Here is a 16058-nt window from a genome sequence, read left to right as displayed (position 1 = left end):
AAACTTAAAATGAAAATCATTTAATTGTATAATTTTTAAAAAATTTAGCGATAAATTGAAAGGATCAAAAAAATATAAACTAACCTAAATTATATACAATCAGATCCCTTTGAATCAAAATATTTTATACTGAAACATATAGTTACCTGAAAAGTTTTTACAATAAATGAACATTTTTAGATACAAAAAAGGTGCTTTCAACACCTTATTTATAACTATAAATAGCTATTTAGTTTGCAACATTGATACGTTTCATATCAGTCATATAACTACGTAATTTACGACCGATTGTTTCAATCAGATGATTACGGATTTCTTCATTCACATCGCGCAATTGTGCATTATCAACACTACCTTCAGGAATCGTTTTACCTAGATCTCCAGCCTGTAACATTGGCATGAATTTTTCTTTCAATAGTGGTACAGCGGCATTAGCAAATAGATAGTTGCCATACTCAGCTGTGTCAGAAATAACAACATTCATTTCATACAAACGTTTACGCGCAATAGTATTAGCAATAAGTGGTAACTCATGTAATGATTCATAATAAGCTGATTCAGCTAAAATACCGGATTCAAGCATAGTTTCGAAGGCAAGTTCAACACCGGCTTTAACCATTGCAACCATAACAACGCCTTGATCAAAGTAAGCTTGTTCATCAATTTTACCCTGATAGTCAGCAACTTTTTCAAAGGCGGTTTCACCTGTTTCTTTACGCCATTTAAGAAGGTTCGCATCATCATTTGCCCAGTCTTTCATCATAGTTGACGAAAACTCGCCTGATATAATGTCGTCCATATGTTTACGATAAAGATCCGTCATGATCACTTTTAATTCTTTCGCTAAAGCATTTGCTCTCAATTTAGCTGGATTTGATAAACGATCCATCATTAAAGTAATTCCACCTTGTTTTAGCGCCTCAGTGATCGTTTCCCAACCAAATTGGAGTAATTTACATGCATAAGCAGGATCAACACCATCTGCCACTAGCTTATCAAAACAAAGTAATGATCCTGTTTGTAACATACCACAAAGGATTGTTTGTTCACCCATTAAATCTGACTTAACTTCGGCAACAAATGACGACTGTAAAACACCTGCACGATGTCCGCCTGTTGCCGCAGCCCATGCTTTAGCAATTGCTAGCCCTTCACCTTTTGGATCGTTTTCTGGATGAACTGCAATTAATGTTGGCACACCAAAACCTCGTTTATATTCTTCACGAACTTCAGTACCAGGGCATTTAGGGGCTACCATCACTACTGTAATATCAGAGCGAATCTTTTCTCCTACTTCAACAATATTAAATCCGTGAGAATAGCCAAGCGCAGAACCTTTTTTCATCAACGGTTGAATAGCTTGAACAACGGCAGAATGTTGTTTGTCAGGAGTCAAATTGATAACAAGATCTGCTGTTGGAATTAATTCTTCATAGCTTCCTACTTTAAAACCATTTTCAGTTGCTTTCTTCCATGATGCTCGTTTTTCAGCAATAGCTTCTTTACGTAATGCATAAGATATATCTAAACCTGAATCTCGCATATTCAGACCTTGGTTAAGGCCTTGCGCTCCACAACCAACAATTACAATTTTTTTACCTTTTAAAAAATTAGCTTCTGATGCAAATTCATCACGAGCCATAAAACGACATTGACCTAATTGTTCTAATTTTTCACGCAAATTCAATGTATTAAAATAGTTTGACATTTTTCTCTCCAAGAGTTTAAGTATTCACAATCAACAATAAAACACTATATAATACTTTTAATATTGCTAAAATTGATATATTTAAAATATAATATTGCATAAATTGCAATAAACTTGCTAAGTTCAATGCTTTCTTTTAATCTAAATCACCCTCAATTCTGAATAAATCAATATGGATGCTCGATATAAACAAGCAAATAAAGAGGCTAAACTTTCTTTATTGCTAACTTTTATTTATCTTCTTGGATGGATCGTTTGTGCATACTGTATTAACGACAAAATAGGATTTTTAGGTCTTCCATTGTGGTTTGAACTATCTTGCATTATGGTGCCTATCGGTTTTATATTGCTTTGTTGGGTAGTTGTAAAATTTCAATTTAAAAATTTCTCATTAGAACAAACTAAGTGATTTAACATGCATTTAGATATTATTATACCGCTTGTCATCTATCTTATTTTTGTGTTTGCATTATCAATTTATGCTTATGTAAAACGTAAAAAAGTAAATCAATTCACTGATTATTTTATCGGCAATAGAACCATGGGAGGATTTTTACTCGCCATGACACTAGCCGCAACTTATATTAGTGCTAGCTCATTTATTGGTGGTCCCGGTGCTGCTTATAAATTTGGCCTTGGTTGGGTGCTATTATCGATGATCCAAGTCCCAACTGTATTACTCTCACTTGGTATTCTAGGCAAAAAATTTGCCATTTTGGCTCGTAAATATAATGCTATAACTTTAAGTGATATGCTTTATGCTCACTATAAAAGTAAAGTCATAGTTTGGTTTGCAAGCATTTCATTAGTTGTGGCTTTTATTGGTGCTATGACGGTACAGTTTGTTGGTGGTGCACGATTATTGGAATCATCAGTTGGCATTTCTTACGATATCGGATTATTAATTTTTGGTGTTGGTACCGTTATATATACTGCTTTTGGAGGATTTAGAGCAAGTATACTTAATGATGCTTTTCAAGGTTTAGTAATGATAATTGGCGCTATCTTGCTATTAACAGCAATTATTTATGCTGGTGGTGGTATAACAGCTATTATTCACCGTTTGAGTGAAATCGATCCTGCACTACTAACACCACAAGGTCCTAACAATTTTATGGACTTTCCGTTTATGGCATCATTTTGGGTTTTAGTCTGTTTTGCTGTGGTTGGTTTACCTCATACAGCGGTTCGCTGTATGGCATACAAAGACAGCAAAGCTGTACACAAAGGCATTATAATTGGTACTATTGTTGTCACAATCATTATGTTAACCATGCATTTATCTGGCGCTCTTGGTCGAGCTATTATTAGTGATTTAACTGTTCCGGATCAAATTGTTCCAACTTTAATAATTAACATTATGCCACCATTAGTGGCAGGTATCTTTTTGGCCGCTCCACTTGCTGCAATTATGTCAACAATTAACGCCCAATTGCTACAAATTTCATCAGTTATTATTAAAGATCTATTTTTAAGTATGAATCATGCAAAAAACTATAGTGATAAAACATTAACTCGCACATCTGTTATCATAACTTTTAGTTTTGGTGGATTACTCATCCTAGCGGCTTGGAACCCACCAGATATGATTATTTGGTTAAATTTACTTGCATTTGGTGGGCTTGAAGCCGTATTTTTATGGCCATTGGTACTTGGACTTTATTGGAAAAAAGCAAATTCAACTGGCGCTTTATGTTCTATGTTTGCCGGTGCGATAAGCTATACTCTTTTATCTGTTTACAATATAAAGCTTTATGCTTTTAACCCGATTATCCCATCCTTAATTATTGGATTGGTAGCATTTATTATTGCCAATATGTTTGGTAACACAGGAAAAAATTATGCCTTGGATTCAACTCAAAATTAATACAACCAACGATCTTGCTGAACAAATTAGCGAACAATTAGAGGAGTCTGGTGCTGTATCAGTCACTTTTCAAGATACCTTTGACACACCTGTTTTTGAACCATTACCTGGCGAAACTAAACTTTGGGGTAATACCGATGTGATTGGGCTTTATGATGCTCAAACAGATATCGATGAATTAAAAACAATGCTAAATCTTGAACAATATTCTTATAAGATTGAACAATTAGAAGATAAAGACTGGGAACGTGAATGGATGGACAACTTTCATCCTATGAAATTTGGTGAGCGACTTTGGATTTGTCCTAGTTGGTGTGACGTGCCCGATGATAATGCAGTTAATGTTATGTTAGATCCTGGATTAGCATTTGGCACAGGTACTCATCCAACCACGGTATTATGCTTAACTTGGCTTGATAGTTTAGATCTTAAAGACAAATTAGTTATCGATTATGGTTGTGGCTCTGGTATTTTGGCAATTGCAGCGCTAAAATTAGGTGCAAAGCGTGTAATCGGCATTGATATCGATCCTCAAGCCATTCAAGCTAGCCGTGATAATGCACAGCGTAATGATGTCAGCGAAAAGCTAGATCTTTATTTATCAAAAGAGATCCCTGAAAATTTACAAGCAGATATAGTTGTTGCCAATATTTTAGCTGGACCGTTAAAAGAACTTGAACCACATATAAGTAAATTAGTAAAACCCGAAGGTAAACTAGGTTTATCCGGTATTTTGGCTACCCAATCATCAAGTGTTTGCATGGCTTACCAACTTAATTTTGAATTAGATCCAGTTGTTGATCTCGATGAGTGGTGTCGGATCACTGGTAAAAAAAATAAAAAAATTAACGCTACCCCCTTTTAAGTTTGAAAAAAAATGCGTAATATAGCCGACCTTAATTTACTTAGCATTGGTGAACTAAAATTAAAGAATAATTTAATTGCTGCGCCAATGGCTGGAATAAGTGATAAGCCATTTCGTAATCTATGTCATCGATTTGGTGCTGGTATGACTGTTTCAGAAATGTTTTTAGCAAATTCTGATGTTTGGCATACCGATAAATCAGCTTTGCGAATGATAGCAAGTAATGATGTTGGTATTCGTGCCGTACAAATTGTTGGTTCTGATCCCGACGAAATGGCAAAAGCTGCTGAATTTAATGTCAAACACGGTGCTCAGTTGATTGATATTAATATGGGATGCCCAGCTAAAAAGGTCAATAAAAAATTAGCAGGATCTGTCTTAATGCAGTATCCAGAACTTATTAAAAAAATTTTGCAGAAAGTTGTCGGTGCAGTTGATGTTCCGGTAACATTAAAAACGCGGACTGGATGGAATAAAGAAAATAGAAATTGCATAGAAATTGCACAAATTGCACAGGATTGTGGCATAAAGGCAATTACTATTCATGGACGAACACGTGCTTGCTTATTCAACGGTGTTGCTGAATATGACTCTATTAAAGCAGTTAAAGAAAACGTTACAATTCCTGTAATTGCCAATGGAGATATTTGCACACCTGAACAGGCAAAAGATGTTTTTCAATATACGCAGGCTGATGCTATAATGATCGGGCGAGCGGCACAAGGGCGACCTTGGATATTTGAAGAAATTGCATTCTATTTAACACATGGACAGTTACAGAAAAATAAAAGTATTGATGAAGTAGAACAAGTTGTACTATCACATCTTGATGAGCTTTATCAATTTTATGGAGAATACAAAGGATTAAGGATTGCCAGAAAGCATGTAAATTGGTACACCAAGAATTATGCTGATAGCGATCAATTCAGGCGCTTATTTAGTGTACTTAGCAATACAAGTGAGCAAGTAAACACTCTAAAAGCATTTTTTAGTAAAATTAGAAACAACCCAAAGAGTTAAGAATACTATGTCAGAACAACGCGTTACAGCTGCAGCACTTAAATTTACAACTGTAAATTCTCAAGACCAAATAACACAAAAACCATTGCGTGATTCAGTAAAGCAAGCTTTAAAAAACTATTTATCACAATTAAATGGTGAAGATCCTACAGACCTTTATGAATTAGTGTTAGCTGAAGTTGAACATCCATTCCTTGATATGGTTATGCAATATACACGTGGCAATCAAACTCGAGCAGCAAATATGCTTGGTATCAACCGCGGTACACTTCGCAAAAAATTAAAACAATATGGAATGAGTTAATCGTCTATTATTTAATATGTTATAATATAAAAAGGCGCCTTGATATAAGGTGCTTTTTTCTATTTTTAGAACACAATTACAAAATTCATTCAATGCTCCTCTTTCCTTAAGATATAGATAAAAAAACACTAAGTTTTTACGACTCATAATTAATAATCCTATAAAAACTCATAAGACATTTTATTTGCTGAATCGCTAACTATTTAGTGATTATGCTACATCTCTATTAAAGTACATATATCTTTTTGTTTAAGCTTTTATTTGAAGGTAATTTGGTTCCGTACATTTTAATTGATATACAATGGTTATCAGACGTTTTAACAAATAAATACTACGAAGACTCAATCAATAACAAAACGGTATAGACTCCTGAATATTTTTTACAAAAATATAAGTTAAAACGTGAACAGTTGTATAAATACCTCAGAGAGACAAAACTCACGAAGAAAATTACGCTGTCTGCTTTATATTCAATAGATTTTTAATTTCATATAGATCTTATTGTATAACTGATTGCTTTATAAATTTATTACAAGTTAAAAGGATAAATAGAATCAATCTGCTTTTTTTAGTGCAATAAGAATAGTTAGACAACTGATTATAAATGCTTAGCTAAATCGATGACGATTAATTTTATTTATGATATAGGCCCCATATTACATATCTGTGATACAACGTTTGTTCTTTTATGTATATTCATTACAGTAGCTTATCTAACAACTGTAAGCAACGCGATTCCTACATATAAACAAAAATTAAATCATTTTTGATAAAAATAATTTTACAGAACATAAAAACTTATCAGTATATTGGTAATGAATTTTAAGTAAATATTTGCTAGAATGTAGCGATTTTTAAATTATTATCTGGAGAATTTTATGGCAGGTCATAGTAAATGGGCCAATACGAAACACCGCAAAGCTGCACAAGATGCAAAACGGGGTAAAATCTTTACCAAAATTATTCGTGAGTTAGTAACTGCGGCAAAATTGGGTGGTGGCGATCCAGCGTCAAATCCTCGATTACGAGCTGCAATGGATAAAGCGTTATCTAATAATATGACCCGTGATACCATGAACCGAGCTGTTGCGCGGGGTGTTGGTGGGGAAGATGATAGCAACATGGAAACGATCATCTATGAAGGTTATGGTCCTGCTGGTACAGCTGTAATGGTTGAATGTCTGAGTGATAATCGTAATCGAACTGTGTCTGAAGTACGCCATGCGTTTACTAAAACAGGTGGTAACTTAGGTACTGATGGTTCAGTTTCATATTTGTTCACTAAAAAAGGCGTTATTTCATACCCAACTGGTACTGATGAAGACCAAGTTATGGATGCAGCGCTTGAAGCAGGGGCTGACGACGTCGTGACTTATGATGATGGAGCAATTGATGTATTTACTACACCTGAATCATTTGGTGAAGTAAAAGATGCGCTTGATGCTGCAGGGCTAGTTGCCGAAGTCGCTGAAGTATCAATGATTCCAGCAACAAAAGTCGATCTTGATATTGAATCTGCGCCAAAATTATTACGTTTAATTGATATGCTTGAAGATTGTGATGATGTTCAAGAAGTTTATCATAATGGTGAAGTTTCTGACGAGGTTGCTGCAACGCTCTAATGGCCATTATTCTTGGCATCGATCCTGGATCTCGTTTGACGGGTTACGGCGTAATCCATCAAACGGGAAGACAACTTACCTACCTTGGTAGTGGATGTATCCGTACTGCTGTTGATGATTTACCTACTCGTTTAAAACGCGTATACGCTGGTGTTAGTGAAATTATTTTACAATTCCAACCTGATATGTTTGCTATTGAACAAGTTTTCATGGCTCATAATGCCGACTCCGCATTAAAGTTAGGTCAAGCAAGGGGAGCTGCAATTGTTGCGGCTGTAAATAATAATCTACCCGTTTTTGAATACGCAGCTCGTTTAGTTAAGCAAAGTGTAGTAGGAACCGGCGCAGCTGATAAAAAGCAAGTGCAACATATGGTGAAATTATTATTAAAGTTACCAGCTAGCCCTCAAGCTGATGCCGCTGATGCCTTAGCTATAGCAATTACCCACGCCCATACCAGTCAGCAGTTACTAAAGCATCGCAAGTAAATATAACAAAATTCAATTTACGTATACGCATCTATATAAATAAAAAATGCGCCAAAAAACGGCGCATTTCGTTATTTTAATAGCTCGCTTAAGTTATATATGACCTATAGAACTATACATCAAGACCATATATGTACCAAAACTAGCTATTTAGTTACTGCTTTTAAGAACGGTTAACAGGTAACACTACTTTATTTTTATGTTTTGTAAATAATTTTGTTATAAATATGAAGAATAAGGGAACATAAAATATTGCTAAAAATGTTGCTGTTAACATACCACCGATTACACCGGTACCTACCGCATTTTGGCTAGCAGAACCAGCACCGCTATTTAATGCTAGTGGTAATACCCCTAAAATAAAGGCAAACGAAGTCATTAAAATCGGACGTAAACGCAAACGACAAGCTTCAAGTGTAGCATCGATCAATGATTTCCCCTCTTTTTCCAAGGCATCTTTGGCAAATTCTACAATCAATATAGCGTTTTTTGCAGATAACCCCATTGTTGTTAATAGTCCTACAATAAAGTAAATATCGTTATCAAGCCCTCTAAACATAGTTGCAAAAACAGTACCTAAAATCCCAAGAGGAATAACAAATAAGATCGAAATTGGCACTGTCCAACTTTCATACAATGCAGCTAATGATAAAAACACAACAATAATCGAAATAATATAAAGTGTTGTTGTTTGTGATCCTGTCTGACGTTCTTGATAAGATATACCTGTCCAGTCAAAAGTAAATCCTTTTGGCAAATTTTTGGACAACTCTTCCATCACAGCCATTGCTTGTCCAGAGCTTAGACCTGGAGCGGCTGAACCGCTTATCTCCATTGCTGCCACACCATCATAACGAACCAGTGAAGGAGAGCCATAAGTTTTTGTCGTAGTAGCAAATGCATCATATGGAACCATCTCACCATTTTTATTTTTAACATGCCAATAGCTAAAATCATCTGGTAGCATACGATATGGTGCATCAGATTGTAAGTATACTTTTTTAACTCGGTTATTATAAACAAAATCGTCAATATAAGCAGAACCTAAAGCTGTCGACAATACAGTATTTACTGAATTCACCGAAACGCCCAATGCTTGTGCGGCTTCAAAATCAACATTAATTTTGTACTGTGGAACATCTAGCATACTTCCCGGTCTAACTTGTTGCAGTTTAGGATGATGAGAAGCTTGACCCAACATTTGGAAAAATGCGCCTACCAAAGCATCATGACCATAACTAGCCGTATCTTTCAGCACATAAGAAAAACCATTAGCCATACCTAATGCTGGAACAGCTGGTAAGTTGGTAACAATTACCCTCCCCTCGGTTATAGTAGAAGCAAATCCCCAACCGCTAGCGACTAAAGCATTAACTTTTTGATCAGCGCGTTTACGTTGTTCCCAATTTTTTAATCGAACAAAGCCTAGCCCCATATTTTGCCCACGACCAACCATACTAAATCCAGCTACAGTAAATATTTCCTCAACTGAATCAGCTTTTTGCTCAGTATAAAATTTTGCCGTTTTATTTAAAACTGACATAGTTTGCTCTAAAGTTGATCCTGGCGGTAGCTCAACCATAACTAAAAGCACACCCTGATCTTCATTAGGTAAAAAACCAGTAGGTAACCGATTAAAACCAAAGATTAATCCAACTAAGATTAAAGTATAACAAGCAAAAGCTATTAATGGATAACGAACAACTTTTATTACACCTTTTTCATAATGACGTAAACTCTTTTCATAAAATCCATTAAACCATTTAAAGAATTTTTTTGTACCAACAGAACACCAACAAAATGGAGGTATAGATTCTAACTGTTCACCTAACGAATTCCTTTTTAATTTACTTTTAGTTGGTGCTTTTAAAATTTGGACACAGAGCGCTGGAGTTAATACAATTGCCATCAACACAGATAATGCCATCGCTGTTACAATGGTAATTGAAAACTGTCGGTAAATTCCACCCGCTGCACCACCATAAAATGCCATAGGAACGAATACTGCAGATAACACAACTGCAATACCAACCAACGCTGAAGTAATTTGTTCCATCGATTTAACGGTTGCATCATAAGGTGATAAACCTTCATCATGCATAATACGTTCAACGTTCTCAATAACAACTATTGCATCATCTACCAACAAGCCAATAGCAAGCACCATTGCAAACATAGATAATGTATTAATCGTAAAACCGCAGATATATAAAACAGCAAAAGTACCTAACAATACCACGGGTACTGTAATGGTCGGTATAAGTGTTGAACGAAGATTTTGTAAAAACACATACATTACAATAACAACTAAAATAATAGCTTCAATCAATGTATGTACTACGTTATTAATTGATAATTTTACAAATGGTGTTGTGTCATACGGATAAGCATAGTGAATATCTTCAGGAAAGATTTTTGATAATTCAGTTAATTTTTTATCTACCTGATCAGAAGTTTCTAATTGGTTAGCTCCTGTTGCCAAATAAATACCAAGACCTGCTGATGCTTTACCATCATAATAAGAAATAAAATTATAATCAGATGCGCCAATTTCAACTGTTGCAACATCTTTTAATAAAAGATTAGAACCATCGGTATTCACACGCACTAAAATATTTTGGAATTGTTCGGGTGTTTTTAAACGTGATTGAGCAGTAATTGTCGCATTGAGTTCTTGTCCATCAGTTGCTGGTAAGGCACCTAATTGCCCTGCTGTTACTTGCGCATTTTGCGCTTGAATAGCTGCAATGATTTCTTCAATTGATAAATTAAAATAGGTCAATTTATTTGGATCAAGCCAAATACGCATTGCATATTCAGAACCAAATAATTGAGTATCGCCAACACCTTGTACACGTCGAATCTGATCTTGCACAGTTGAATAAACAAAGTCAGCAATATCTGCTTGTGTTTTTTGAGGATTTGTTGAATAAAAGCCTACAACCTTTAAAAAGTTGGTATTATTTTTTGCAACAGAGACACCATTTTTTTGCACACTTTCAGGTAGCCGTGATTTAATACTTTCAACTTTATTTAACACTTGTACTTGAGCAAAATCAGGATTAGTCCCAGGAGCAAAGGTTAACGTTGTTTGAACAACACCTTGTGCGCTACTGGTTGATTTCATATAAATTAAATTATCTAATCCAGTTAAATTCTGTTCAATCAATTGAGTAACAGTATTTTCGATAGTCTGTGCATCAGCACCTGGGTAAACAGCACTAACAGTTACAGCAGGAGGAGCAATGTCAGGATACTGCTCAACGGCTAGTAGCTTTATGCATAAAGCACCTCCTAGCATCATCATGATTGCAATTACCCAAGCGAAAACAGGTCTATCAATAAAAAACTTAGCCATAATTCAATCTACCCCCTGTTTTATTTCACGCTATTTTTGATGATACTATCTAATTGTTCTTGTGAAAGTGTATTAGGATCTCCAACTTTTTTTGCTTTCATAGGTGGAGCATCTCTTTGTGGATTTTCAACAGAAGTTAAATTAAGTAATCCTGTAATAATAACCTCTTCACCAACATCAATTCCTTTTGTTACAACCCAATAACCACCTATTCCAGTGTATACTTGGATATCTTGCCGATATTCCACAGTACTATCCGGTCTTAATATTTTCGCAGTGTATTGCCCTAACTTATTACTGGTAATTCCTTGCTGTGGAACAAGTACAGCATTTTTGATATAACCTAATGTGACTTGCGGTTTAACAAACATACCTGGCAAAATTTTGCTTTCAGTATTTGTAAACTGCGACCGCAAAGTAACAGTACCTGTTGTTTCATTAACAGTCATATCAGAAAATTTAATACTACCCGGATAAGGGTATTTAGAACCATCATTAAAATATAATTCAACATTATTGTCTTTTACTGGCTCATAAATTACATTTTCATCCTGAAGATACTTATTATAACGAGTAGCCGCTTCAGTCATATCGACATAAATTGGATCCAGTTGCTGGACTAGTGCAAGTGGTGTCGATTGACCTGCCGCCACTAATGCCCCTTCAGTCACACTTGATTTACCAATATATCCATCAATTGGCGAATATACTTTTGTATAATCTAAATTGACTTTAGCTGTATGTTCAGCTGCTTGTGCAACTAATACCGCAGCTTCAGCTTGTTTAGCGTCTGCAGCTGCTTTATCATAATCTTGTTGACTAATGGATTTAGTATTTAATAATCCGGCGTAACGTTTAAGAGTGAGTTGAGCAATATTGGCATTCGCTTTAGCGCTAGCAACACTTGCTACCGCACTATCATAATTAGCTTGATAAATAGCTGGATCTATTTGATAAAGAGATTGTCCAGCTTTAACATTCGAACTTTCATCAAACTCTCGTTTTAAAACAATACCACCTACTTGAGGTCTAATTTCAGCAATTTGAGATGCAACAACCCTACCTGGCAGACTAATTTTTAATCTGTAGTTTAATGGTTCAACTTTAAACACGGTTACCTTAGGTAATTGATTATTAACTTTTTTTGAATTGCCGCTATCACAGCTTGTTAATAAAAGTAGGCTGATACACACCACAGGCAAGGCTAATAATAACTTGTTAAATCTCATATATAAATGACCTCAATAAACTTATTAATTCTTTTATTTTTTAATAATAGATCTTATTTAAAATTAATCGGCGATTTTACAAAAAATAAGCATAAATTGTAAGTATCTTTACAGGTTAATAGCACAGAGTTCTAAAAAATGGCTGATTAGATTATGAGAATAAAAATATAACATAGTTAATTATGATTATTGTTAGAAATAAAGTAATATAGGCTAATTGATTTTTTGTGCTATAAACTATCTTAAATAAAATGTTATACTACGAATATCAAATATAGTTGCTCTAATGAAGATTAATTCATATTGCTAAATAAAAAAGTAAAAATTTACTTTACTGTACTCCGCAATCATTTTTTCAAAATATGATTGAATAATTTAAGTCTATATTTAATTTAATACAGAGATGGTTATTATGGATAATTTACGTATTGTTCTAATTGTTGTTGCATCCTTAGTCATTATTGCATTGCTTATCCATGGATTTTGGATCAACAAAAAAGAACGTTCTTCACTTTTTTGTTCAAATAAAAAAAGGCAATTTGAACAAAACACTCAACAACATCAAAATTTCTCTATGCATGACATAGGAGAAGATAAAAATGTTACCTCACTCATTCCTGAAATAACAAAAAGTAGTAAAACGGTTGAAAACGATATAATTACTAATTTATTCACAACTGAACAAGAAAACATGCCACAACAAGAAGAATTATTTGTTGATAAAGACGATGAACCAAAAAATAATGCTGACACACCAAAAGAGGCAGCAGGTAATGTTGAGCTTGATCTTTTTGAAGATGAGCAACAATCTGATTTAATTCAAACAACAAAAGAAAAGCCATCAAATAGTAATGACGAAGTAAACTATAATAACAAATCTAAAAAAATAAATATTAACAATGAACAATCTACAACCGAAATTATTGTATTAAATATCACCGGTCTTAACGGAAAATTATTACAAGGCGATGTGCTACTCGCTAGCATTATGCAATCGGGTTTCCAGTTCGGTGATATGAGAATTTTTCACCGTCATGTAGATCCTGCGGGCAATGGAGCAATATTATTTAGTTTAGCCAATATGGTTACACCTGGATATTTGGATCCTGAAACAATGCATGAATTTACCACACCTGGTGTGTCTATTTTTATGGTTGCTCCTACAGAAGGTAACAATCAGCATAACTTCAAATTAATGTTGCAAACAGCGCAACGCATAGCCGATGATGTTAACGGTGTAGTATTAGATGACGAACATCACATGTTAACTCCACAAAAAATAGACAGTTATAAAGAACGCATTAAAAAGGCCTGTAACGAAATTTAACTGTCGTCTTTTCAGCAAATCTTTTATAAAATTCCACCAACTTAGGTTGGTGGCTAAAAATTAATATCGATATAACCTATTCATTTGAATAAGTTAATTTAGCTAGGAATGATTTATAGTTAAATTAATCTATTTGTAATGATTTTCCCAAAACCTACATTTTAATTTAAGAGCATATAATCATGTCGCTATCTAATGAAACCGAAAATTCACTAAATTCATCTGAACAGAATAAAGACATAGCAAAGCAATTGACCTCACTACGCAACCTAATCAGACATCATGAATACTGTTATTATGTCCTTGACACACCAGAAATTCCCGATGCTGAATATGATAAATTAATAAAACAACTACAAACATTAGAACATCAAAACCCAGATCTTATTACACCTGACTCACCAACCCAACGAGTTGGTGGTTCCCCATTAGCACAATTCGCATCCATCAAACATGAAATGCCCATGTTATCACTTGATAATGTATTTGATGATGTTAGCTTTATTGCATTTAACAAACGAGTTAAAGATCGTCTTCATTTGAGTGATTCTGAACAGGTCGAATATTGTTGTGAGCTAAAACTTGATGGGCTTGCTGTCAGCCTCCTTTATGAAAATGGTCGCTTTATACAAGCTGCAACACGAGGAGATGGTACAACAGGAGAAGACATAACAGCCAATGTAAAAACCATCAAAACCATTCCACTAATTCTAATAGGCGATAATATCCCAACTAGATTAGAAGTTCGAGGGGAAGTATTTATGACACATAAAGGCTTTGAAAAACTCAATGTAGATGCAGAAAAGCGAAACGAAAAAGTATTCGCCAATCCACGTAATGCAGCCGCTGGTTCATTAAGACAATTAGACCCTAAAATTACAGCAAAAAGACCATTAGCATTCTTTTGTTATGGTGTTGGTATTTTCGAAGGTGCCACATTACCTGACACACATTACGATCGTTTGATGCAATTTAAAGCTTGGGGGTTACCAGTTAGTAATAAAATACAAAAACGCCAAGGAGCGCAGGCCGCTTTGGATTATTTTAAACTAATTGGCGAACAACGTATGTCATTAGATTTTGATATCGATGGTGTAGTAATTAAAGTTAATAGTATTGAACTACAAAACGAGCTTGGTTTTGTTGCTCGAGCGCCGAGATGGGCTATAGCATTTAAATTTCCAGCACAAGAAGAAGTTACAAAATTAAATAAAGTAGACTTTCAAGTTGGGCGAACGGGTGCAATTACTCCTGTAGCAAGGCTTGAACCTGTATCAGTTGCTGGTGTTATTGTAAGCAATGCGACATTACATAATAGCGATGAAATAATCCGATTAGGTATTCGTGAGGGTGACTATGTAACAATACGCCGAGCTGGTGACGTTATTCCTAAAATAGTAGCCGTCATAGTAGATAGAAGACCCGCTAACACAAAAGAAATCATCTTTCCGACACACTGCCCTATTTGTGGCTCACAAATAGTTCAAGACGAAGGTGCGGCGATATCACGCTGTGCCGGAGGTTTAATTTGCCCTGCACAACGAAAAGAAGCTTTAAAGCATTTTGTTTCACGGCGAGCAATGAATGTAGATGGCATGGGAGATAAAATCATTGAACAACTAGTTGATAAAGAATATGTCAAAACGCCAGCAGATTTATATAAACTAAATCTACCAACGCTATGTAGTTTAGATAAAATTGGGGAAAAATCTGCTAATAACTTATTAAATGCACTAGAGGTATCTAAAAATACGACATTAAGCCGCTTTATATTTGCGCTTGGAATCCCGAATGTTGGTGAAGTTACTGCCGAAAATCTTGTTAACCAACTTGGTAGTTTATCAGCAATTGAGAACGCCTCACTAGAAAAACTACAATCAGTAAACGAAATTGGTGCCGTCATTGCAGAAAGCATTATCGACTTTTTCCAAGAACCACATAATCGCAATGTAATTGAACAATTAACAAGTAATGATGTAGGCATTCAATGGCAAGATGTTATTCCACAAATACAAGCAATTGCCACTAACTCACCTTTTTCAGGAAAAACCGTGGTATTAACTGGTACATTATCGGTTTTAACTCGAGATGAAGCCAAAGATAGATTAAAGCAACTAGGCGCCAAAGTAACAGGCAGTGTTTCGAAAAATACTGATCTAGTCATTGCAGGAGCAGCAGCAGGCTCTAAACTTAATAAGGCTCAAGAACTAGGAATTAAAGTTATTGACGAGCAAGAATTGATAAATTTACTTGATCAGTAAATATAAAAT

General features: G+C 34.9%; 12 protein-coding genes. 9 read left to right on the top strand and 3 right to left on the bottom strand.

Annotation, left to right across the window (positions count from 1 at the left end; all coding sequences use genetic code 11):
* Nucleotides 1-229: 229 nt before the first annotated feature.
* Nucleotides 230-1708 carry a ketol-acid reductoisomerase gene (ilvC, locus tag A9G43_RS03950; protein ID WP_065606808.1) on the bottom strand — a complete coding sequence of 493 codons (1479 nt, stop codon included), beginning with the start codon at nt 1706-1708 and terminating at the stop codon, nt 230-232.
* Between the two features lie 172 nt (nt 1709-1880).
* Here ilvC and A9G43_RS11360 point away from each other — a divergent pair, with 172 nt between their 5' ends.
* The 7 genes from A9G43_RS11360 (at nt 1881) to ruvC (ending at nt 7874) form a co-directional block, all read left to right on the top strand.
* Nucleotides 1881-2117: a YhdT family protein gene (locus tag A9G43_RS11360; RefSeq protein ID WP_034911058.1), complete on the top strand. Its 237-nt coding sequence runs from the start codon at nt 1881-1883 to the stop codon at nt 2115-2117.
* A 6-nt stretch (nt 2118-2123) separates the two neighbouring features.
* A complete protein-coding gene (gene panF, locus A9G43_RS03940; protein WP_065560321.1) occupies nt 2124-3575 on the top strand; it encodes a sodium/pantothenate symporter in 1452 nt (483 codons plus the stop codon).
* Nucleotides 3550-4440, top strand: a complete 891-nt coding sequence (gene prmA / locus A9G43_RS03935; RefSeq protein WP_065606806.1) for a 50S ribosomal protein L11 methyltransferase — start codon at nt 3550-3552, stop codon at nt 4438-4440. Before panF ends, prmA begins: the two co-directional genes overlap by 26 nt.
* Nucleotides 4441-4452: 12 nt before the next feature.
* A complete protein-coding gene (dusB, locus tag A9G43_RS03930) occupies nt 4453-5460 on the top strand; it encodes a tRNA dihydrouridine synthase DusB (RefSeq protein WP_065606804.1) in 1008 nt (335 codons plus the stop codon).
* A gap of 7 nt (nt 5461-5467) precedes the next feature.
* Nucleotides 5468-5764 (top strand): DNA-binding transcriptional regulator Fis, encoded by a 297-nt coding sequence (gene fis / locus A9G43_RS03925; RefSeq protein ID WP_034883623.1) that lies wholly within the window; start codon nt 5468-5470, stop codon nt 5762-5764.
* A gap of 878 nt (nt 5765-6642) precedes the next feature.
* A complete protein-coding gene (locus tag A9G43_RS03920; RefSeq protein WP_065606802.1) occupies nt 6643-7386 on the top strand; it encodes a YebC/PmpR family DNA-binding transcriptional regulator in 744 nt (247 codons plus the stop codon).
* A complete protein-coding gene (gene ruvC, locus A9G43_RS03915) occupies nt 7386-7874 on the top strand; it encodes a crossover junction endodeoxyribonuclease RuvC (RefSeq protein ID WP_034914152.1) in 489 nt (162 codons plus the stop codon). Before A9G43_RS03920 ends, ruvC begins: the two co-directional genes overlap by 1 nt.
* 163 nt (nt 7875-8037) lie before the next feature.
* Here the strand turns inward: ruvC and A9G43_RS03910 are convergent, their stop codons facing one another.
* The gene (locus tag A9G43_RS03910) at nt 8038-11232 is read right to left on the bottom strand and encodes an efflux RND transporter permease subunit (RefSeq protein ID WP_065606800.1); all 3195 of its coding nucleotides are present in this window, start codon (nt 11230-11232) and stop codon (nt 8038-8040) included.
* 20 nt (nt 11233-11252) lie between these two features.
* Nucleotides 11253-12461, bottom strand: a complete 1209-nt coding sequence (locus A9G43_RS03905) for an efflux RND transporter periplasmic adaptor subunit (protein ID WP_065606798.1) — start codon at nt 12459-12461, stop codon at nt 11253-11255.
* 409 nt (nt 12462-12870) lie between these two features.
* Here A9G43_RS03905 and zipA point away from each other — a divergent pair, with 409 nt between their 5' ends.
* Nucleotides 12871-13788 (top strand): cell division protein ZipA, encoded by a 918-nt coding sequence (gene zipA / locus A9G43_RS03900; protein ID WP_411588596.1) that lies wholly within the window; start codon nt 12871-12873, stop codon nt 13786-13788.
* 182 nt (nt 13789-13970) lie between these two features.
* Nucleotides 13971-16049 carry an NAD-dependent DNA ligase LigA gene (ligA, locus tag A9G43_RS03895; protein ID WP_065606794.1) on the top strand — a complete coding sequence of 693 codons (2079 nt, stop codon included), beginning with the start codon at nt 13971-13973 and terminating at the stop codon, nt 16047-16049.
* The last annotated feature ends 9 nt before the right edge of the window (nt 16050-16058 follow it).

It is taken from the genome of Gilliamella sp. Occ3-1 (assembly GCF_001690655.1).
In the GTDB taxonomy this organism is placed as follows: Bacteria; Pseudomonadota; Gammaproteobacteria; order Enterobacterales; family Orbaceae; genus Gilliamella; species Gilliamella apicola_P.
Note: the sequence above shows the minus strand (reverse complement) of the source record. Positions and strands in the feature narration are given on the sequence as shown.

Bases quoted from the DNA above. Each gene is read 5' to 3' on its own strand.
- ilvC (WP_065606808.1), bottom strand. From the start codon at position 1,708: ATGTCAAACTATTTTAATACATTGAATTTGCGTGAAAAATTAGAACAA.
- A9G43_RS11360 (WP_034911058.1), top strand. From the start codon at position 1,881: ATGGATGCTCGATATAAACAAGCAAATAAAGAGGCTAAACTTTCTTTA.
- panF (WP_065560321.1), top strand. From the start codon at position 2,124: ATGCATTTAGATATTATTATACCGCTTGTCATCTATCTTATTTTTGTG.
- prmA (WP_065606806.1), top strand. From the start codon at position 3,550: ATGCCTTGGATTCAACTCAAAATTAATACAACCAACGATCTTGCTGAA.
- dusB (WP_065606804.1), top strand. From the start codon at position 4,453: ATGCGTAATATAGCCGACCTTAATTTACTTAGCATTGGTGAACTAAAA.
- fis (WP_034883623.1), top strand. From the start codon at position 5,468: ATGTCAGAACAACGCGTTACAGCTGCAGCACTTAAATTTACAACTGTA.
- A9G43_RS03920 (WP_065606802.1), top strand. From the start codon at position 6,643: ATGGCAGGTCATAGTAAATGGGCCAATACGAAACACCGCAAAGCTGCA.
- ruvC (WP_034914152.1), top strand. From the start codon at position 7,386: ATGGCCATTATTCTTGGCATCGATCCTGGATCTCGTTTGACGGGTTAC.
- A9G43_RS03910 (WP_065606800.1), bottom strand. From the start codon at position 11,232: ATGGCTAAGTTTTTTATTGATAGACCTGTTTTCGCTTGGGTAATTGCA.
- A9G43_RS03905 (WP_065606798.1), bottom strand. From the start codon at position 12,461: ATGAGATTTAACAAGTTATTATTAGCCTTGCCTGTGGTGTGTATCAGC.
- ligA (WP_065606794.1), top strand. From the start codon at position 13,971: ATGTCGCTATCTAATGAAACCGAAAATTCACTAAATTCATCTGAACAG.